At 61.2% G+C, this 20886-nt stretch carries 18 protein-coding genes; 12 read left to right on the top strand and 6 right to left on the bottom strand.

From position 1 onward, the window contains the following. Positions 1 to 2: 2 nt before the first annotated feature. Complete coding sequence (locus ACK41X_RS03690) at positions 3 to 677, top strand: GntR family transcriptional regulator (protein ID WP_409719387.1); 675 nt, start codon at positions 3 to 5, stop codon at positions 675 to 677. A 266-nt stretch (positions 678 to 943) separates the two neighbouring features. Here the strand turns inward: ACK41X_RS03690 and ACK41X_RS03685 are convergent, their stop codons facing one another. The 3 genes from ACK41X_RS03685 to ACK41X_RS03675 all read right to left on the bottom strand — a co-directional run bounded on the left by ACK41X_RS03685 (position 944) and on the right by ACK41X_RS03675 (position 3034). Beyond that, positions 944 to 1540 (bottom strand): UbiX family flavin prenyltransferase, encoded by a 597-nt coding sequence (locus ACK41X_RS03685; protein WP_409719385.1) that lies wholly within the window; start codon positions 1538 to 1540, stop codon positions 944 to 946. 68 nt (positions 1541 to 1608) lie between these two features. Then, entirely contained in the window at positions 1609 to 2355 is a 747-nt protein-coding gene (locus tag ACK41X_RS03680; protein ID WP_409719383.1) for an Asp/Glu racemase, read from the bottom strand. Position 2356: 1 nt separating this feature from the next. Then, positions 2357 to 3034, bottom strand: coding sequence for an isochorismatase family protein (locus ACK41X_RS03675; RefSeq protein ID WP_409719381.1), 678 nt, complete (start codon positions 3032 to 3034; stop codon positions 2357 to 2359). A 61-nt stretch (positions 3035 to 3095) separates the two neighbouring features. On the opposite strand from ACK41X_RS03675, the gene ACK41X_RS03670 reads away from it, so the two are divergent. From ACK41X_RS03670 to ACK41X_RS03660, 3 genes are read left to right on the top strand one after another with little or no spacing between them, the layout of a single operon-like run. After that, complete coding sequence (locus ACK41X_RS03670) at positions 3096 to 3689, top strand: MarR family winged helix-turn-helix transcriptional regulator (RefSeq protein ID WP_409719379.1); 594 nt, start codon at positions 3096 to 3098, stop codon at positions 3687 to 3689. Between the two features lie 13 nt (positions 3690 to 3702). After that, on the top strand, positions 3703 to 5178 hold the full coding sequence (locus tag ACK41X_RS03665; RefSeq protein ID WP_409719377.1) for a 4-hydroxyphenylacetate 3-hydroxylase family protein: 1476 nt from the start codon (positions 3703 to 3705) through the stop codon (positions 5176 to 5178). A gap of 22 nt (positions 5179 to 5200) precedes the next feature. Beyond that, complete coding sequence (locus ACK41X_RS03660; protein ID WP_409719375.1) at positions 5201 to 5968, top strand: glutathione S-transferase family protein; 768 nt, start codon at positions 5201 to 5203, stop codon at positions 5966 to 5968. Here ACK41X_RS03660 and ACK41X_RS03655 read toward each other — a convergent pair whose 3' ends face one another. Next, a complete protein-coding gene (locus tag ACK41X_RS03655; protein ID WP_409719373.1) occupies positions 5969 to 7315 on the bottom strand; it encodes an amidase in 1347 nt (448 codons plus the stop codon). A 142-nt stretch (positions 7316 to 7457) separates the two neighbouring features. Between ACK41X_RS03655 and ACK41X_RS03650 the strand changes: the two genes are divergently transcribed. From ACK41X_RS03650 to ACK41X_RS03640, 3 genes are read left to right on the top strand one after another with little or no spacing between them, the layout of a single operon-like run. Then, positions 7458 to 8960 (top strand): 4-hydroxyphenylacetate 3-hydroxylase family protein, encoded by a 1503-nt coding sequence (locus ACK41X_RS03650; RefSeq protein WP_409719371.1) that lies wholly within the window; start codon positions 7458 to 7460, stop codon positions 8958 to 8960. 1 nt (position 8961) lies between these two features. Next, positions 8962 to 9732, top strand: coding sequence for an alpha/beta fold hydrolase (locus tag ACK41X_RS03645; protein WP_409719369.1), 771 nt, complete (start codon positions 8962 to 8964; stop codon positions 9730 to 9732). Further along, the gene (locus tag ACK41X_RS03640) at positions 9729 to 10220 is read left to right on the top strand and encodes a cupin domain-containing protein (RefSeq protein WP_409719367.1); all 492 of its coding nucleotides are present in this window, start codon (positions 9729 to 9731) and stop codon (positions 10218 to 10220) included. Before ACK41X_RS03645 ends, ACK41X_RS03640 begins: the two co-directional genes overlap by 4 nt. 163 nt (positions 10221 to 10383) lie before the next feature. On the opposite strand, the gene ACK41X_RS03635 is transcribed toward ACK41X_RS03640, so the two are convergent. Further along, on the bottom strand, positions 10384 to 10587 hold the full coding sequence (locus ACK41X_RS03635) for a hypothetical protein (protein WP_409719365.1): 204 nt from the start codon (positions 10585 to 10587) through the stop codon (positions 10384 to 10386). A 253-nt stretch (positions 10588 to 10840) separates the two neighbouring features. Between ACK41X_RS03635 and ACK41X_RS03630 the strand changes: the two genes are divergently transcribed. From ACK41X_RS03630 to ACK41X_RS03610, 5 genes are all read left to right on the top strand, one after another. Further along, on the top strand, positions 10841 to 12685 hold the full coding sequence (locus tag ACK41X_RS03630; RefSeq protein ID WP_409719363.1) for a GNAT family N-acetyltransferase: 1845 nt from the start codon (positions 10841 to 10843) through the stop codon (positions 12683 to 12685). Between the two features lie 459 nt (positions 12686 to 13144). Next, complete coding sequence (locus tag ACK41X_RS03625) at positions 13145 to 13963, top strand: hypothetical protein (protein WP_409719361.1); 819 nt, start codon at positions 13145 to 13147, stop codon at positions 13961 to 13963. A 113-nt stretch (positions 13964 to 14076) separates the two neighbouring features. After that, positions 14077 to 16017, top strand: coding sequence for a hypothetical protein (locus ACK41X_RS03620; protein ID WP_409719359.1), 1941 nt, complete (start codon positions 14077 to 14079; stop codon positions 16015 to 16017). 76 nt (positions 16018 to 16093) lie between these two features. Next, entirely contained in the window at positions 16094 to 18400 is a 2307-nt protein-coding gene (locus ACK41X_RS03615; RefSeq protein ID WP_409719358.1) for a type I secretion system permease/ATPase, read from the top strand. Positions 18401 to 18418: 18 nt separating this feature from the next. After that, complete coding sequence (locus tag ACK41X_RS03610) at positions 18419 to 19762, top strand: HlyD family type I secretion periplasmic adaptor subunit (protein ID WP_409719356.1); 1344 nt, start codon at positions 18419 to 18421, stop codon at positions 19760 to 19762. Between the two features lie 336 nt (positions 19763 to 20098). Here the strand turns inward: ACK41X_RS03610 and ACK41X_RS03605 are convergent, their stop codons facing one another. Continuing rightward, positions 20099 to 20812 (bottom strand): LuxR C-terminal-related transcriptional regulator, encoded by a 714-nt coding sequence (locus ACK41X_RS03605; protein WP_409719354.1) that lies wholly within the window; start codon positions 20810 to 20812, stop codon positions 20099 to 20101. Between the last annotated feature and the right edge of the window lie 74 nt (positions 20813 to 20886).

Genomic DNA, 20886 nt, shown 5'->3' with positions numbered 1-20886 from the left:
ACATGGCGGGGCGCGCGGTTCTACCGAAGGCAGGCGAGAGGCCGGACGGCCTGTCGCTGCGCGACCGCGCCTATCTTGAGATCAAACGTCGGATCAATTGCCTCGAATTTCGTCCGGGCGACTATCTCAACGAAGCGCGGATCAGCCGCGTGCTGCGCATCGGGCGCACGCCCGTGCATCAGGCGCTGGATCGCTTGATGCTCGAAGGCCTGGTTCAGGTCATCCCCCGCAAGGGCGTCGTGGTGCAGCCGATTTCGCTTGAGCAGGTGCTGCATATCCTGGAAATGCGCCTGGTCAATGAGCCGTATTGCGTCGGTCTCGCCACCGAACGCGCCACGCCACAAGATATCGAGCGCATGCGCGCGACCCTGAATGCGTCCGCACAGTCGATCAGAACCCGCAATCGCGAGGAACTGATGAATCTGGACCGCGCCTTTCATCACCAGATCTCGCTGTCGGCACGCAATCCGGTGCTCAGCGATCTGATCACGATGCTGCACGAGCGTTCGCTACGATTCTGGTTCATTTCGCTGAACGACGACCTTCAGCTACGCCGGATCCATCAGGAACATCGCGACGTGATGGATGCGATCGAGCGGCGCGACAGCAGCGGCGCCGTTGCGGCGATGCGGGTACATATCGAATCGTCCCGGCAACACATCATGCGAACGATCTGAGGGCAGGAGCGGCAACGAGCCTGCAATCATGTCCGCACAGCCTTGGATGCGGTGAACGGATTGGGCAATGGAAAGTCGGCAGTGCCGGCATCGTGCCGGGCAAGCGCAGTCAACATGGTCTATGCGTAACCGTGTGCACTGCGTACTCCCATGCCGAGCTTGTCTGACAGCTTAAGGCATTCCTCGAAAACGCGCGTAGCGCCGCAGACACGCGGCGAGAAGCGCCAGAACGGATTGACAAGTTCGGATGGCATTTTCGCGTGGCATTATCTTTGGTCTTGTCCCGGCCCGGGCGGCTTGCCGCTCCAGCGCCGGACCGTGCCAAGGTCGATATCGAAAAGATCGAGCACGCGGCCGAGCGTGTGATCGACCATGTCCTCAATCGATTGCGGACGCGCGTAAAAGGCAGGCACCGGCGGATACACGATCGCGCCCGCCTCGGTCACCGCGGCCATGCTCCTGATATGACCCAGATGCAGCGGGGTCTCGCGCAACATCAGCACCAGGCGTCGCCGTTCCTTGAGACACACATCGGCGGCTCGAGACACGAGATTGCTGGTTGTGCCGGTCGCGATTTCTCCCATTGTCTTGATCGAGCATGGGGCGACGATCATGCCCAGGGTTTTGAACGACCCGCTCGAACAGGCGGCGCTCAGGTCCTGTTCCGGATAGGTGACGGTGGCGAGAGCCTCCAGGTCGGCGACCGACTTGTCGGTCTCGTAGGCAATGGTCATCCGCGCGACTCGTGAAACGATGAGATGTGTCTCGATGCCGGAACCTTTCAGAAGTTCAAGCAGGCGGATGCCATAGATCGCTCCGGATGCCCCGCTGATGCCAACGATCAACCGCTTTCTGCCGCTCATGCTCTCAACCTGTGGCGCACCGTGTGTCGAGCGGCGAACAGCCCTCGACGTTGACTGATGATTTTCGATCAATGCTCCAGTAGCAGCGATCCGAAGCCTTCCTTTTTGTCGTCGATGCCGTTTTCCCGCAAGGCCCACCAATAAGTCGCCGTATTGATGGCGATGACCGGCTTGTCGAGCCAGAACTCGGCGATCCCGGCGAGCCGTGCCATGGCCAGATTGGTGCCGACCTGCAGCACCGCATCGACATCGGGACCGTTGACCTCGTTGATCGCGTCGCGAAGCTCTCGTGGCGTGACATGAGCGATGGCAACGGGGCTCGCGCATTTCAGCCCCTTCAACCGCACCACCTCGAAACCGCAATCTGTCAGGAAGCGTCGCACCTGGCTGTCGCCGACTGGCATATAGGGCGTGATCACGCCGAGCCGCTTCACGCCGGGATATTGCCTGAGCGCCGCCTGGGAAGCGTCCGAACCCATCGCGCATTTGACACCCGCATGGCTTTCGATCCGCTCCTTCAGCTTCATCGCACCGTCAAGGCCGTCCCAGAAGGTCTCCGACGACATGCCCATCACCAGATAATCCGGCTCGCAGGTCATGCAGCGATCGATCGCGCGCAGGAGTTCGCTGCGGATATTGCGGATCAGCTGGTTGAAGTCGTCGTCATTTTGGATCGGGTCGTTCGGGATATGGACCCGGCCGAAATGGTTGGTGACGCCGCGCGGCGCCATCGCATCGAATTCCGGCTGTACGCTGGTGTTGGTGGAGGGCGCTACGACCGCGAATTTCTTCCGGAAACCAAGGGAATCGACCATTTCACCTTACCTTTGCATGCGGCATGGACTGAAGTCTCGCTGCGACCTCGTCGCCGGTCATCAGGTCCGCATATTTCTGTCCCATGTCGAACAGATTGGCGTTGTGCGGTGCGATGGCGCGATCGCCCACGCAGTCGGTAACGACGATCGTCCTGAAATTGTGGCTCATCGAATCGATCGCGCTCGCCCGCACGCAGCCGCTTGTGGTGCAGCCGGTGAGGAGAACCGTATCGACGCGTTTCTGGGTCAGCCAGCCGACCAGTCCCGTGCCGAAAAAGGCGGAAGGCTGGGTCTTGCGAATGATATACTCGCCCGCCAAGGGCGCGAGCGCGTCCACGATCTGTGCGGCTGGGGCGGTCTCGGTCAGGGCAAGCAGCCCTGGCATCTTGCGTGTGAAAACCGAAGCGTCGCTGCCGTCATCGGCATAGACGATGCGCGTGAATACCACCGGAATGCCCGCCTGTCTCGCAGCAGCGAGCAGCGCCTTTGTCCTCTCGATCGCCTGCGCGATATTGCCGCCTCCGAAAAGAGCGGGATCATTGAAGCCGTTCACGAAATCGACGATCAGCAAAGCCGGGGCGCTGCCAAAGCCGGAGGGGTTGCCGATATTCTGCCGCTTGTAGACTGCAATCGTGTCCTGCGAGACGCCCTGTGAAATTTCACTGTCTTGATTGATCATTCAGAAACCCCGAAAACACAGTCATTGACAGGTAAGTGACTTAGGTATCATAATTATTATGATGATGAACATCAATGTTGCAACCCCGTTTCGCCGGGGCGCGAGAGCCAAATCGGCGGAGTCGTTTCCGCTCAGCGTGTCGCTGCCGGCCGTGCTGATCGAAGGCAGCGACTACGAATTCCGTCGCCTGATCCACCGCATGATCCTGAATGAGGGGCGGCTCGTCGAAATTCGCAAGTCGTTTGCAAGTAAAGTCGGCGTCACCGGTGCGCAATATACGATGATGATGGCTTTGCTGCGTTTGCAGGGCGATACCGGAATCGCGATCGGCGCGCTGGCCGATTTCCTGGAGGTCACCGGCCCGCACGTAACCGGTGAGGTGCGCAAGCTCGCGGCTAAAGGCTATGTGCGAAAGTGCGCCAATCCGAAAGATAAGCGAGGAGTGCTGATTTCGTTGACGCGGCAAGGCAAGAGCCGGTTGCTGTCGGCCTTCGCCTTCATCCGCAGTGTCAACGACATCCTGTTTCAGGGCGTGACGGCCGAGGAATTCCGCACGATCGTGCGATTCAATCAGAAATTCATGAGGAACACCGCGCTTGCCCTCGACTGGATCGAGCGCGAGGAGCGGCCCGGCGGGCGCCGGCCTGTGCGTTGAAGCGGAGGTAGACATGCTGAGGACCGGAAAAGAGCATCTGGAATCCCTGCGCGACGGCCGCGTCGTCTATATCGGCTCCGAAAAGGTCGACGACGTGACGCGCCATCCTGCCTTCCGCAATGCCGCGCAGACCGTCGCGGCACTTTACGACATGAAGGCAGACCCGGCGAACCGGGGAGAGATGACCTACGAGGAGGATGGCGGGCGCCATTCGATCTATTATTTGCGCGCAAAGTCGCGCGAGGATTTGCAGCGCCGCATGGTGGCGCACAAGCGCATCGCCGACTTCACCTATGGAATGTTCGGCCGTTCGCCCGATCATGTGGCGTCGTTCGTGACCGGCATGGCGATGAAACCTGACGAACTGATCGAGCCGTTTGCGAACGCCAACAATCTCCTGAACTATTATCGATACGCCCGGGACAACGATCTCTATACCGTCTACGCCGTTTTGCCGCCGCAGGCCGCGCGCAACCCGGAATTCTACGAGAAGCAGAATCTTCCAATTCCGACCTTGCAGGTCGTGCGTGAGGAAGACGACGGCGTCGTGATATCCGGCATGAAGATGCTTGCCACGGGTGCCGTATTTGCCAACGATATCTGGATCGGCAACGTGCTTCCGCTGGCGCCGGACCAGAAAAAGCAGGCGATCACCTGCTCGATCCCGTGCAATGCGCCCGGCCTGCAACTCTGGTCGCGGCAGCCGATGGAAATGAATTGCACGTCGCAGTTCGATTCGCCGCTCTCCTACAAGTACGACGAATCCGATTCGATGTTGCTTTGCGACGAGGTGAAGGTGCCGTGGGAGCGCGTGTTCATCCACGACGATGCGTTGCTCTCGCGCAACATCTATTTCAAGACACCAAGTCACGCGTTCGGAAATCATCAGTCGAATGTGCGCTATTGGTCGAAGATGCAGTTGCTGGTCGGGCTGTGCAACAAGATTGCCGGCGCGACCGGCGCCGATCAGGTGCCGGCGGTGCGCGAGACGCTCGGCATGCTGTCCGCGAACGAGGCGATGATCGCAGGCATGGTGAATGGCCAGCTGAATGCCTTCGAGGACTGGCCCGGTAACGGATATGTCTGCTTTAACCGTCGCATGATGTATGCTGCGCTGGAATGGTGCACGCAGAATTATTCGCGCTTCATCGATGAGTTGCGGACGCTCTGCGGCGGCGGCGTATTTCAGATGCCGGCGAATATTTCGGTGATGAAGGACGCGGGTCTCGCGCGGCAGTTCCAGACCTATTGGCAGACGCCACAGACCGACGCCATCACCCGCATGAAGCTGTTCAAGCTGGCATGGGACATGGTGGGTTCGGAATTTGCGGGCCGGCATCAGCAATACGAGAAATTCTATGCGGGCGCGTCCTTCATCGTGCGCAACCATTCCTTCCGCGAAACCGATTGGGCGGGATTTAACAGAATCGTGGATAACCTGATGGCGGGCTATGATCACGACGATGTCACGCGGGTCGCGGCCGAGTGACGTGCTGGATCGGAGGAATATGATGAGCGAGATCGTCCTGTATGACGCTGCCGGCGTACCGTCGCCGCGCCGGGTGCGTATTTGCCTTCTCGAGAAGGGGCTGCCCTTCACCGTGAAGTGGCTCAATCTCGGGCTGATGGATCAGAAGAGGCCGGATTTCCTGAAGATCAATCCGACCGGCCTGGTTCCGGCGCTGGTGCATGACGGCAGGACGCTCTACGAGTCGAACGTGATCAATGAATATATCGATGCGGTGTTTCCGAACCCGCCGCTGGTGCCGAAGGATGCGTACGGGCAGGCGCGCATGCGCATGTGGTTCGCCTTCGAAAACGATTTTGCGAAGCCGTTCCGCGACTGTGCCTATGAGACGCTCGGAAAGGAGCGGCTGCAGAGCACCGGCATCACGCCGGAAAAGCTGCGCGAAGAGATCAGCAAGCGGACCAAGAACGAGGCCTATATCCGCTTCGCCACGAGGGTGCTGCTCACGCCGCGTGACGACGAATTGCTTGCCGAGCGCCACCTGCTGTTGCTGGAGAAAATGGAATCCATGGAGCAGCAGCTTGCCGACGGCCGGCCTTGGCTGTGCGGTGAGCACTTCACACTCGCCGATATCGCGCTGGCGCCACGCGTCGACATGTTCCCGATTATCGGCATCGCGGACATCTACCAGCGCTTCCCGCATATCGGAAAGTTCATGGAGCGGGTGAAGGCGCGCCCGAGCTGGGAGGCCTCGGGCTTTCGCCCCGAGCCCGGCGAAAGCGAGCGCAGGATCGAGCCGCTGGCGGCGTGATCAGAACAGCTGTTCCACGGCCTTCGCAATCTGGAGCAGCCGTGCATCGCCGCCGCGCTTGCCGATCAGCATCAGGCCGACCGGTGCGTCGCCGGGGCGGTGAACGGGCAGTGAGATCGCGCAGAGGTCGAGGAAGTTCGCGACCGTCGGGTTGCGCAGCGACAGGATATTGAGCTTCGCGTAGGCTTCGTCGCTCTCTAACTCTGCGATCGTGGGTGCGACGATCGGGGCCGTCGGCATCACCATCGCATCGTGGTCGCGAAGGGTTGCGGTGACGCGCGCGATCAGATCGGCGCGGCCCTTCATCAGATCGATGTAGTCGGCCGCACTCTGCTCGGTGCCACGCAGAATGCGGACGCTGACGCGCGGATCGTATTCGTCACGTCGGGCTTCCAGATATTGCCGATGCCAGGCATAGGCCTCGGCCGCGGGAAATCCGCCCTTGCTGCTCAGCGTTCCGATCTCGTTCAGTTCGGGGAGCGGAATGGTGTCGATCGCGACCCCCGCATGCACGAGCCTGCCCAATGCGCGATCATGGGTTTCGCCGACGATCCCGTCGATGCCGTCGAGCACCAGGGTCTGTGGCGCCGCAAGCCGAAGGCCCGGCAGGCGCGCAGGAGGAACCGGCTCGCGCAGGTCCTCGCCGGCGACCACCGCATCGATGACCGCGCAGTCGTCGACCGAGGCCGCGAGATTTCCCACCGAGTCGAGCGAGAAGGAGAGGGGCAAGACGCCGTCCAGCGGCACGCGCGAGGCTGTCGGTTTCCAGCCGGTGATGCCGCAATAGGCCGCCGGAATCCGGCACGAGCCGCCGGTATCCGAGCCGAGCCCCGCATAGGCCATGCCGTCGGTGACAGAAATTGCGGCGCCCGAGGACGAGCCCCCCGGAATGCGGCCGGTGGCGCGGTCGTAGGGGTTACGCGGCGTGCCGTAATGCGGATTGAGACCCAGGCCGGAATAGGCAAACTCGGTCATGTTGGTCCGCCCGACGATCACAAAGCCGGCCGCGCGCAGACGCGCGACGACCGGGGAATCGGCGACAGCGGGCGGCGCGTCGTTGAGCAAGGTGGAACCGCCACGGGTCACGTCGCCGGCGATGTCGAACAGATCCTTCACCGAAACCGGGATGCCCGCAAAATGCGGCAGCGTGGCCCCGGCCTTGCGTTGCCGGTCGATCGCGGCGGCCGTCGCGCGCGCTCCGTCGGCATGTACTTTCAGGAACGTCCGTCCGCCTTCGCCTGCCGGATCGGTTATTTTCCCGAGACAATCCTCAATCAGCGCCTGCGCGGTTGTGCGTTCGGCGATCAGATCGTCGGCGAGTTTCCAGAGTTGTGCAGGTGCGGTCATGCGCGCCTTATACGCGCTGCGTTCGGCTTGCGGTGAAATTTCAGTCCATGCCGGAGCGAGCTCGGGCCATGCGGCTTTTTCGCTGGAGCGCGGTCGCGGTTTCGCTAGAATCGCATTCAATCCAGAGGAGTGAAGTCCGCCCATGTTGATGACCGGAAAGGAATATCTCGAAAGTATCCAGGACGGCCGCGTCATCTATATCGGCAGCGAGCGAGTGGAAAACCAAGTCAGTCATCCGGCCTTCCGCAGCGGCGCACGCACCTATGCCGCGCTATACGACATGAAATGCGCCAACTCGGAGATCATGTCGTACGAGGAAAACGGCGAGCGCTACCCGATCTATTATCTGCAACCTCGCAGTCAGGAGGATCTGCGCCGGCGGAGCCGCGCACATCGCAAGATCGCCAATTTCTGCTTTGGCCTGCTCGGGCGAACGCCGGATGCGATCGGCGGCAACATCACCGGGCTGACCATGAAGCCGGAAGTGTTCGACAGCGAACCTGGCGGCAACAAGACGAACCTTCTCGGCATCTACGATCATATGCGGCGCGATGACATTTTCGCGACCTATGCAATCGTGCCGCCCCAATCGGCCCGGAACAAGGAATATTACGCCTCGCAGGGCCTGGCGCAGCCGGCCCTTCGGGTCACCGGCGAGGACGACAAGGGCGTCACGCTGAACGGCATGAAGATGCTGGCGAGCGGCTCCGCCTATGCTCATGAAGTGCTGATCGGCAATGTCATGCCACTTGCGCCCGACCAGAAAAAGGAAGCGATCACGTGCGTGATCCCGCTTAATCTCCCGGGCCTGTCTCTGTGGTCGCGCAAGCCTTTCAACCGTGAGGGTGACAGGGTGTTCGACGCGCCGTTGACAGCGCGTTTCGACGAATCCGACTGCATGCTGGTGTTCCAGGATGTGAAGGTTCCCTGGGAGAAGGTGATTGTTCACGACAACGCCGTATTGTCGCGCAATATCTATGTTCAGACGCCGTCGCATGTGATGGCGAACCACCAATGCAATGTCCGCTTCGGATCGAAGCTGCGGTTCGTCCTCGGTGTGGCGAGCCTCGTCACCAGGGCGACGGGCGCGCGGGACATCCCGGCGGTGCGCGAGACGCTGGCGCGGCTGTCGGCGATGGAGGCGGGCTTCAATGCCATGATCGACGGACAGATCGAGGCCTTTCTTCAGGTCGACCACGGCTATGCGCTCTACAACCGCCGTTACATGTATGCGGCGATTCACTGGGCGATGGAGAACCATTCGCCGGTCATGGATATCGTGCGCGAACTGATGGGTGGCGGGCAGTTCCAGTTTCCGGCTTCGATCGATGTGATCGACGATCCCGAATTGAAGGATACGTTCGAGACCTTATGGACCGCGGGCCCGTTCGAAGCCGCCGACCGGATGAAATTGTTCAAGCTTGCCTGGGATCTGGTCGGTTCGGACCATGCCAGCCGCGCGATGTCCTATGAGAAGCTGTTCGTCGGCCCGGCCTTCGCTGTCCGCAACTATAACTTCCTGAACACGCCGTGGGATGAGTTCCATTCCATAGCCGAAGACTTCATGGCGACCTACGGCACCCAGGAGGCGAATTGCCAGAGCTCCGCCGAGGCGCCGCCGCCGCGGCTCGATCTCGCAGGCTGACATGCCGACCGTCGACGTGTCAGGAGGCCGCATCGCCTACGACGTGGCGGGGCAGGGTGAGCCGGTTCTCTTCATATCCGGACTTGGTGGCATGGCGGCGTTCTGGGCTGCGCAGGTGGCGGCCTTCAGCCCCTCGTTTCGGGTGTTGAGTTTCGATCATCGCGGGGTCGGACGGAGCGAGGGCGCCCAGCCGTATTCGGTTGCGCAATGGTCGAACGATGTTCTTGCACTTCTCGACCATGCCAATGCGAACCGTGCGCATGTTGTCGGTCATTCGACCGGTGGCATAATCGCCCAGGTCTTCGCGGTGACCCATCCGGAGCGCGTTCGGACACTCACGCTCGGAGGCACCTGGCTCGCGCCGGATCGCCGCTTCCGCGATCAGTTCGCTTTGCGCAAGCAAGTCCTCGCAGAGATCGGAGGCGATGCCTACCGAATGCTGGGCGATCTCTTGGCGAGCCCCTTGCCGCAGACCGCCACCCACGCAGCGCAGGAAATGAAAGCCTGGGAGCGCGACGTGATCGCAGCGCGGATCGACGCATTGCTCGCCTATGACGGGGCCGCGATTGCTCCGCGGATCGCGGCGCGCACGCTCGTCCTTGCCGCGGACGACGATTACATTGTCCCGCTCCATCATTCGAAAGCCGTGGCTGCGGCGATCCCCGGCGCCAGACTCAAACGATACCATGGCGGCGGTCATTTCTTTCCGAAAACGCGCGCAGGCGACTACAACAAGACCCTTTCTGAGTTTTGGGCGGAGACCGACCGATGAGCGATTTCGAGCAAGGCATCACACTCGTGCTGGGTCCGGAGGACGGAGAATCGATCTGGCAGCCGAAGCCGTCGACCGGCTTCATCGTCAACAAGATCAATCCCTACAATTCGCCGTTCGACAATTTCTCCACCGGCCTTCAGATTCTCGAGCCCGGCGCACATATCCGCCGCCACGCGCATGAGCGCCAGCACGAAATCCTGTTTTGCTACCGCGGCGAGGGCTATGCCGAAATCGGGGAGGATCGGCATGAGCTCGCCGAGGAAAGTATGATGCTGATCGGGCGGGGCGTGCAGCACAAGGTGGTCAATACCGGCACGGGCCAGATGCGGCTGCTCTGGATCATCAGCCCTCCCGGCCTGGAGGACTGGTTCCGCGCATTGGGCCGGCTCAAGCAGCCCGGCGACGGCGAGGCCCCGGTCTTCGAGCGGCCGGCCAATATCGCGGAAATCGAAAAGCAGCAGCGGTTCGTCCGCGGAATTGATTGACGCCAAGGTCGCTCTCAGAAAGCCGATGTCTGCAGTCCAGAGTCTGCATCAGAAGCGATCCTGCCTGTCGTGCCCGCCCGGCGCGCGGACAAGGCGCGCGCAGAAATAATGAAGGTGGCAGCACCTGTTCCGCTGAGCGTTGCGCCCGGGGCGCGCCGCCCCGCTAACGAAGCGCGGCGATATACGATCGCACCGACAGCATGATCGATTTGGCCCGGCGCGGGCACAATGCTGCTTGGTCTTCGTCTTTGACAAGCTGTTCGGATGCGCAGCCGCCCGGCGGCGTTGCCATGGCCTGATGGTCTTCCGGCACGTAGAGGTGGCCCAGCGGATCGGGCTGGCCAAGAAATGTCGGTCGTTCTGTCATGAACCCCTCCATCATCTCTCTGCCAAACATGCGCGCGTTCGCGCAATTTCAAAAGAGCCGCAGGCAACCCGGTGAACTCACTTCGCTGTGACAGGAGCCCGGCCGCGACCGTGCTGCGGGCCGTGTGTCCCCCTTGTTACGCCATTTGGCGGATACTCTTTTGATATCAGGGGTGTATGCGGACGAACCGGAGGAACTTCGACTAGAATTCCGGCACCCAGACACGGAGCATGAATGCCTCGGGGAGCATGTGATGTTGATCGACGTGATCGATAACCTTGCATCGTTCGAGCGGGCGCGCCCTGAATGGGACGAGGTTTATGGTGCCGATCCGGACGCCCAGTTTTTTCTGTCGTGGATATGGATGGCGCAGTGGATCCCGCTGCTCTCGGGCCCGTGGGCGATTCTCGCGGCAAGACCCCATGCCAACGCAAAATATGTGGCATTCTTTCCGTTGCGGTGGCGGCTCAAGGAGGAAAGGAGCGGGTTTCACAACGAGTTGTCCATGATGGGAAATTCTGCCGCCGACTATACCGGCTTCATCTGCAAGCCCGACTATGACACCCGGGCAATTGCCGCAATTGCGAGATACATCAAGCGGCTGAACTGGCGCAGGATCAATCTGGAGAATGTGCGAACGACAGAGGCCAGACTAAAGGCCCTGCTATCCAATTTCTCCGATAAGCGGTTCGATACGCGGCAACTCACCCGCGTCAACAAAAGTGACAATATCGACAATTGCATCTGCCCGGCGGTGTCGCTGCCCGGCGATTGGGACAGCTATCTCGCGGCTCGTACAAGCGCCAACATGCGGCAAAAAGTGCGGCGATTCCTGCGGCAGGTCGAAAGCGACCCCGCGCTTCGGATCACGCATTCGCACGGCGAGGACGTGGAACGTGATCTCAAAACGTTGCTGGATTTCTGGGCCGTGAAATGGGGGGCCCGCAAGGGCGGACGGCTCTCGACCATCATAAACTCGAATTACAACCTGTTGCGAAAATGCGCGCAGGCGGGCCATCTGCTGATGCCGGTCCTGTGGCGCGGCGACAAGCCGGTCGGCGCACTTGCAAGCTTCCTCGACCCGCAAAAGAGGAGCGTCCTGTTCTACATGGCCGGCCGCGACGCATCGTTCAACGATCCGCCGCCGGGCCTTGTTCTGCACGCTCACAGCATCCGCTACGCGATCGAATCCGGCTTTACGACCTACGATTTTCTGCGCGGCAACGAGCCGTATAAATATTCATTCGGCGCAACCGAGCGCCGCATTCAGTGCCTGGTGGTCAATACGCGCAGCGAGCGCAATCTCGGCGACAAGCTCACCGCGCAAAGCCTTCCGGCGGTGTTCTCGCGCTGTACCGAATTGCACAAAGCGGGAAAGCTTGCGCAGGCGGCGCGCGGTTATCGCCAGATTCTCGACACCGATCCCACGCATGCCGTCGCCCTGTACTGTTTCGGGCAGTTGATGACGACGGAAGGAAAATACGGCGCGGCGAAGCGGCTCTTTACGGAGCTGACCAAATTACAGCCCAAGTCGGAAAAGGCGTGGACGTGGCTGGCGAAAACGCTTGAGGCGCGGGAGCACTTTGCCGAGGCGGCGAAGGCCTACCGGTCGGTCATCGGCATCAATCCGAAATCGACGGCGGCGTACACCAAGCTTGGCGCGGTGCTGGTCAAGCAACGCCAGTTCGATGAGGCGGTCGCCGCATTCGACAGGGCGATACAGCTGGACCCGGACAATCTGGAGGCGCAGGTCAGTCGTGGCAACACGCTTTTCATGTGCGGGCGCCTGCCGGAGCATCTTCTGGAATATTATTCGGCCAGGAATGCCGAACTCGGCGACAAGGCCAGCGCATCGGGCGAAACGAAGTTCGCCCTGCAATGCTATCGGCAGGCACTCGCCATGAAGAGCGATCTGGCTCAGGCGCATTACGGCCTTGCGCGCATCCTCGAGGCGACCGGGGACGCCGGAGATGCTCTCCTCAGCTATCGCCGCGCTGCGGAGATCGATCCGAAATTCCGCGATGTCGGCGAACGCCTGGCTGCGATGCGCACGCCGCCCCTTGCAGCGATCCCGACCGTCTACACCGCGCAGGCATAATCAAGACATGGCGCCTGTCGGTTGCGTGGCGTGCTTGTGCGGCGCCCGTGCGCCGTTCGGTGTCGAGGGCCGATACGTCCTGGCCTACCTCCAAAGCGTATGCACCTACTCCAAAGCGTAAGCTCCTACTCCAATGTGCATCTAGGCTGCGGCGCAAGGCTCGTCCAACCTTTCCGCGCATTCGGCAGGTCCAGCGCCAGGCGCGTTGCGCCGGCCGGAGCGCAACAGACCAAAGCGAGAGGGAGGCGCCGCACCGGAGATACCTCAATCCAGATTCATTCCGGCCAGACCGGTTCCGGATGTCTTGCGAAGCGGACATGCGAGAAGGTCGTGGCCAAGACTTAACGCAACATCTCATCCACTGCATCGTGGCATCGCACAAGGTTTGTCATCGCAGACGCAGAAGATCAGCGATTGCAGACTGCAACGATGCTCCTGATGCCAACAGGAGCTGAAGTCATGTCATCGTACTCGAAGAAGGCCCCTCCGAAATCTCCTCCGAAGCCGTACGATCCGAAGGACGACCAGGACCAGAAGCAGGATCAGGACCAGAAGCAGGACCAGCTGCAAGCCCAGCTTCAGGCCCAAGGCCAGCACCAGGGTCAGGCGCAATCCCAGGGTCAGTTCCAGTTCGCCGTTCAATCGGTCGAGACCAAGGTCGAGAACGATAACGAGAACAAGAACGAAAACGATAACGATAACGAAAACAAGAACGAAAACTACAACGAGAACAAGAACGAGGTGAAGAACGAAATCGACAACAAAGTCGATAACGACGTCGACAATACGGTCGCCAACCGGGTCTACAACTCGGTCGAGAACAAGGTCGACGTGGATGTCGACATCGACATCGATCTCGGGCTCGACGGCTGGGATCCCCAGGACAATGACATCATCGACATCGAACAGATCCACAATATCCATGGCAGCGTCGTGATGCCGGATGCGGTATCTCAGACCCTCAATGGCGGTGGCAATCAGTTCAATATCGATCAGGTCAACAATCTGGTCGACAACGACCATCTCAGCAATCCGAAAGTGTCGGCCGACGATGGCGAGTTCAAGTGGGAAGCCGACGCCAAGGGCGGCTGGGTCGATCTTGACAGCGCCAATGTCGAGATGAAGGGCGACCGCTCGTCGTTCGGCGACGCGCTGAGCTCCAGTGCCGATGCGATCACCTCGCAGGAGGCGTTCACCCAGAACATCGTGATGGGCGCCAATATCCAGTTCAACAGTATCGAAGTGCAGAATATCGTCGAGCTCGACGACGCGTACTGACCACAAGGACCGGCCCGCGCGGTTCGCCGCACGGGCCTCTTTTCCGCTTCATGCGAAGACAGAAACTCCGTCCGGCTGGATGATGTCCGGCACCCTGGTAACGGGAGGCGTCAATGGTTCCCGGCGGCGTTACCGAAACCATCTGGCACTTCGTAGGCTATTTTCAGCACATCGACGACGTGATGAAGAACCGCCTCACCTATGAGCATGGCGGCATCAATCTGCGTCCGCAGGCCTATACGCTGGAGCTCAAAGACTTCTTGTCCAGCCACGATCTTGACGAACTCGATACCAAGAAAATTCCTTTCGATCTTCCTGCGCCGATCGATGCGATCAAGGATCCGGCGATCCCGCGTGATCCTGCGGCGGCGCTGCCTGAATTCGAGGACATTGAGTTTTACGGCGCTCGGTCGGGGCGTTTGCTGCCGCCGAAGCTGGATCTCCCGATCCTCCTGACGCCGGGTACGGTCGGCGCCGATCTGCCCAACATCAAGCTGACCTATTCGGCGGCCGGCGCTCAGCAGCAGCTCAACGTCCATCAGGTGAACAGCATGATGGATGACGACCGGGTTGTCATCACGGAGGGAACCGGCGTTGAACATCTGCATGACCTGGACATCGAGGCGGCAATACAGCGTCTCGTGACGGACGCCCGGGCCGAGGTGCCTGCGGACCTGACGCCGGCCGATCTTGGAACAAATGCGCTGGCGAGCTTCGTCGTTGCCCGGGATGCCGCAATGGCCGAGGACAGCGGGGCCGGACCGCATTCGGTGACGCCAGGCTATTACGTCAACGGCGAGCTTGCCGAGCGGCCTGCGGACGATTCGGCGGAGCCTGTGGCTGAGCCCGAGCCCGAAGCCAAGCGCGACACGGCGTCAAAGGGCCAGTGGGCCACGCTCGGCGAAAATCAGGCGGCCAATGCTGCGGTGATTGTCGATCTGAAGGAGGGATCGGTCGCCACGTTGGTGTTCGGCGATTTCTACAAGACCAATGTCATCGTTCAGACCAACGCCTTCATCGACAACGATTCGATCGAAGTCTCGGCGCCTGGTCTGGACACGGTCGCCGGCGGCGGAACGACATCCGACAACATCGCCGATTTCAACCAACTCGGCGGACCGTATGCCGGGATCCCGGCGCTATTTGCCGGCTATCTCTGGAATGTCGAGATCGTCGATGGCGACTTCTATGATGTCAATGTCATCGTGCAGGAGAACGTCTTGCGCGACAACGATGTTGCGGTCCAGACGACGAATATCACCCATTACCAGCTGCAAACCGGCGCAAACCAGCAGGCGAACCTGACGAAGGTCATCGACACGGACATCAAATACGATCTCATCATCATCGGCGGCGACTATCATGGCGACAACTGGATTTTCCAGCACAACATCATTCTCGATTCCGACATTCTGAAGATCGGCGCCGCGGGCGATGCCGCATCGGTGACAAGCCAGGCCGTCGAGGCCGGAGCGAACGAGCTGCTCAACAGCGCAAACATCATCAGCTACGGCGACAACACTTTTGCCGAGCCGACCGAGGATATGCTGCGCGTTGTCGATGCGCTGGACGCTAGGGAAACCGTTCTCGACCCGTCCTATGGATGGTTCGTTCCCGGAAACGGCTCCGGGCTGCTCAATGTGCTCTACGTCACCGGCAGCTATTACGACATCAATGCGATCTGGCAGATCAACGTCATCTCCGACGTCGACACCCTGGTGCAGTATCTCGGCAAGACGCCGCCGAAATCGCTCAATCCCGATGGAACCTTGACGCAATCCGCGTCCACCGGCGGCAACACGGCGATCAACGAGGCGGTCATTGTCGATGTCGGATCGACCTTCACCTTTCTCGGCGGCACCGCCTATCAGGACACAATTCTGATCCAGGCAAATCTCATTGGCGAAAACAACGACAAGATCGTTGTCGGCGATCCCTCGACGCTGGTGCCCGAGATCGTGGCCTTTACCGGTGAAACGGTTCCGGCCGAGGACGTTACCGAAATCAAGGCGCCGGTCGTCCCTGACGACATGATCGGCAGCATTCTGACCTGAGGCTGGAGGAGGGCGTCCCGAGCCGGCGAAAACAGCAATCAGCACGCGCCGCCACGGGTCAACAGGGAAGGCCACGATGGGAGATCAGGACGACCGGCGTCATCCATACGCGGGCGATGCTTGGCCCGCCGGCTCGACGTCGTCATCGGGGCGGGCCGGTGAGCGCCCGTCCGCAGGCGCACCTGCCGGGCCCGGCACAGACGCATCGGCGGGCCGCACCGACGCAGACAAGGTGATTTCCCTGCGCAGCCGGCTCGATATGCTGGCACGCGAGGGCGGCCAATCGGCAGAGCGCGCAGCGGCTGACCGCTTCATCAACCCTCAGCTGCGCGGTCGCAGCGACGAGCAAAAGCCGGAAGTCGCCGATGGGGCGGGGGCTGCGACCGGTGCGCCCGCGGTTCAGACGCCGCATGCAGCAGCGCCGCTCCAAGGCCCGGACAAGCCTGAGCTGAAGGCGGATACGGCTCCCGCCGAAATGCCGGTTCATGGCAAAACCAATGGCGCCACGCCGGCCAACGGCCGCGGCGCGTCCTCCTCGCCTCAGGCAAGCACGGCGGCGCCGGCTTCCAACGGTAACGGCGGTTCGGTGAATGGCGCCGGCGGGGGAGGCGGCGGCGGCAACGGCTCCGGTCCGCTCGAGCAGCGCTCGGAGGACAAGGATTTCCGCGAGGTTTTGCGCAAGGGCCTTTCGGTCTGCCGCCGCAATATGGTGATCGTCGGCATCTTTTCGATCGCCGTCAATCTGCTGCTGCTGGCGATCCCGATCTATCTCTTCAACGTATCGGATCGCGTCCTCACCAGCCGCAGCACCGATACGCTGATCATGCTGACGCTGGTCGTGTTCGGCGCCATCGGCGCGCATGTCCTTCTCGACATGATGCGCCGCTTTATTCTGATGCGGGTTGCGGTGGAAACCGAAGCCAAGCTCGGCGCTCCGGTGTTGAGTGCGGCGGCAAAGTCGGCGCAAGCGGGCTCCATTCGCGAATTTCAGACCGTCGCGGACCTGCAGCAATTGCGCGCCTTTGTCACCGGTCCCGTGATTCTGACGATGTTTGATTCGCCAGTGACGCCGGTTTACCTGCTGGTGGTGTTCCTCATCCATCCGCAGCTTGGCTTTATCGTGACCACCGCCGGACTGGCGTTGATCGTTGTTGCACTGATCAACCAGAAGATTACGGCGGTCGCCTTCTCCAGGGCCAATGCGTTTTCCACCCGCGCCAATCTCCAGGCGGAATCCATGGCGCGCAACGCCCAGGTCATCAACGCCATGGGCATGATTCCGGAGGGCGTGCTGCATTGGGGTCGGGAAACAGCGGAGTCCCTCAAAGCGCAGGTCGAAGGGCACGACCGCAACATCATCATGACCGGCGTGTCGAAATTTCTGCGGCTCGCAACACAGATCATGATCCTTGCCTGGGGCGCCGTGCTCGCCCTCGACAATCAGCTCACCGCGGGCATGATTATTGCCGCCTCGATCGTCGCAAGCCGCGCGCTCGCACCGCTGGAGGGCACGATCGAGGGTTGGCGCAGCTTTGTCCAAGCCCGCACGGCATATGCCCGCGTCAAGTCGCTGTTGCAGAATTCCCCGCTCAATCTGGCGCGGCTGCGGCTGCCGCGGCCGGAAGGGCGGCTAAATGTCGAGCGCATCCTGTATGTGCCGCCGCCGAACAAGAAAGTGATTCTCAACGGCGTCAGCTTCCAGCTGGATCCCGGAGAGTCGCTTGCAATCATCGGGGCATCGGGCACCGGCAAGTCGACGCTGGCACGAATGCTGGTCGGTTCGATTTCGCCGACTGCCGGAAATGTCCGGCTCGACATGATGGATCTGCGCAACTGGGATCCGCGGCAATTCGGCGAAAGCGTCGGATATCTGCCTCAAGACGTGCAGCTATTCCCGGCCTCCATCAAGCAGAATATCGCCCGCATGCGCGACGACGCCACGGATGCCGCCATCTTCGACGCTGCGGAAATGGCCGACGTTCACGAGATGATTTCCGAATTCGCGCAAGGCTACGAAACCCAGATCGCGATCGACGGCAGTCCGCTGTCCGGCGGGCAGAAGCAGCGCATCGGCCTGGCCCGGGCGTTCTACGGAAATCCGCGCCTGATCGTGCTCGACGAGCCGAATTCCAATCTCGATGCTCGCGGCGAGCGCGCGCTGGCCGATGCGCTTTTGCGCGCCAAGCGCAGAAGCCTCACCGTTGTCACGATTACGCAGCGGCCGGCGCTCCTGCAGAGCGTCGACAAGATCATGATTCTCAGCAACGGAACGGTTCAGGCTTTCGGCAAGCGCGACGAGCTGCTGCCGCTGATCGCCAGCGGCAAGGCCCTGAACGGCAGCAAGGAGCCTCCGCCCGGCGACGGACCGGTGATGGACGCCTGAGGACAACGAGGCGAAGCCATGTCGAACGCGTCGACTGATGAAAAGATGTGGTATGCGGGCGTTCCAAGGTCTGCCCGCATCTATACCCTGTTCGGCACGATCGTTCTTGCCGGTACCGTGCTGGGTTTCGGCGTTTGGGGCGGAACCGCGCCCATTGCCGGCGCGGTGGTTGCATCCGGGGTCTTTGTCGTCACCGGGCAGAACAAGATCGTCCAGCACCTTGAGGGCGGCGTTATCCGCGAGATTGCGGTGCAGGAGGGCGACCGGGTTCAGGCGCAGCAGGTTCTCATAACACTGGACGACACCGCGCCAAAGGCGGAGCTGCGGCGTCTGGAACTGCGCCTGACGCGGCTTCAGGCGATGGCGGCCCGTCTGCTGGCGGAGATGAAAGAGGAAACCAATCTTGAATTTCCCGAGAGCATTCTTCGGGCGGCACAGGATCCTGACATTCAGCCGATCCTTGAAAGCCAGAAGCTGACATTCGAGGCGCGGCGCCAGTCCCTGAACAGCGAGATTGCGACGATCGAGGAGGGCATCAACGCGCTGCAGGAGCGCGTCGAAGGCGCAAAATTGCAGATGGCCGGCGTACGGGAGCAATTGCGGCTGCTCGCAGAAGAGATCGAGGCGAAAGCGCATCTTGTGAAGAGCGGCTTTATTCGCAAGCCGGAATTGCTGGCTTTGCAGCGCGCCGAGGCCAACCTGCAGGGCGAACTCGGCCGCCTGCAGGGCGAGTTGGGCGATGCCCGCGAACGCATCTCGCGCGGCCGCGAGCAGATCGCCGCTGCACGGAAGGCGGCCGTCAAGACCGCGGTCGAGCAGCTTCACGATGTCCGCGCCGAGCTGAGCGATGTGCGCGAACGGATCCGCACGGCGCAGGGGGTTCTCGACCGAATCCAGATCGTCGCTCCGGTCAAGGGTATCGTTGTCAAGCTTCGCTACCACACGCCGGGCGGGGTTATCGAAGCTGGCAAGAACATCATGGAAATCCTGCCGCTTCAGACCGAAGTGATCATCGAGGTGCGGATCCGTCCGCAGGACATCGATCACGTCAAGCCGGGGCAGCACGCGATGGTCCGTCTCACCGCGCTTAATCAGCGCCTGACGCCGATGATCGGCGGGCGTGTGGTCTATGTGTCGGCCGATGCGGTGCCTGACGAGAAGAAAGGCGTGCAGCAGGCGCAAAGCGACATCTATCTCGCCCGTATCGCGCTTAATCCTCAGGATGCCGCGCTGATTCCCGATTTCACGCCGACTCCCGGCATGCCTGCCGAAGTCTACATCACCACCAGCGAACGGACATTCTTCGAGTATCTCACGCGACCGATCCGGGACAGCATGGCGCGGGCGTTCCGGGAGAACTGATGCGCACGAGAGATTGAGAACGATAGCGGAATTGATCCCGGCTTATTCCCCAGCCCCCAACCTCATAAGCACGGGATCAAGCGACTGGCCCCTCACTCCCCCTCCCCCCAAGGGGCCAGTCGCACCTTTTGTCGCATCAAGCTGAGGGAAGGTCGCAAGGCATCGCCAAGGGGATTACCAGGGATCAGCACGCGGACCACCAAGGGATTACATCACCAAGTTATCACCGGAGGATCACGATGAGGGATCCGGGATCGCGATATCGCAAATGCCGCAACGCGAAGAACTGCAACAGACCTATGCCCGGGACTGCGAAAGTCTGCCGGCCGGCTTGAATCAACTGGGCGCGATCTCCGGGCCGTCGAGCAGATCGTTGGCCATAATCGCAACTTCGGTTCGGTTTCTTGCACGCAGCTTCTTCATGATGTGGCGCACATGCACTTTCACCGTTCCCTCGCGCATATTCAGTTCATACGCGATCTGCTTGTTCGCTTTGCCGCGGCGAAGCGCGACCAGAACGGCAAGCTGACGGGCGGTAAACAGAACCTTCCTGTCGATGTCGCCGCGTGGTGGCGCACGTTCGGCTGGCGGCAGCGCGTCAAGCAGGGCGCTGGCCGGAGCGAAGGTGCCACCGGCTTCGATCAGCCGCATGGCCTCCAGCGCGACATTGAGGGTGACGCTGGTCGGGATGTAGCCGCGGGCACCGCATTTCAGCGCCGAGACCACGCGGCTTGTATCCTCGGAATCGGAAACGACCACAACTGGAACATTGGGGGCGCTCGCGTTCAGGAGCGCGAGATTTTGATGAAGTTCCGTGTTCTCGGCTTCCTTGGTCCCAAGGCTGTAGAGTATGAGCAGGGGTGCATAGGGCGTCGTGGCGTCTCGCCACTCAGAAATGCTGGCGAAGGCCAGAACCGGACCGATGCCGATCTCTTTCAGGCATTTGACCAGGCAATCGCGGATCAGAATCCGCTGCTCGATCACAACGATCGCAGTTGCCGGCGGTTCGGAAAAATGTGCGGCGCCATTCCCCAGCGATGTGCTGGGCACTTCCGCAACAGACGCGCCGTTCGCCTCAATGTGTGTTTGCGAAGCCCGTCCGGACATCGACCCAGAACGCGGTC

It is taken from the genome of Pseudorhodoplanes sp., from assembly GCF_046289595.1.
GTDB lineage: Bacteria > Pseudomonadota > Alphaproteobacteria > Rhizobiales > Xanthobacteraceae > Pseudorhodoplanes.
Note: the sequence above shows the minus strand (reverse complement) of the source record. Positions and strands in the feature narration are given on the sequence as shown.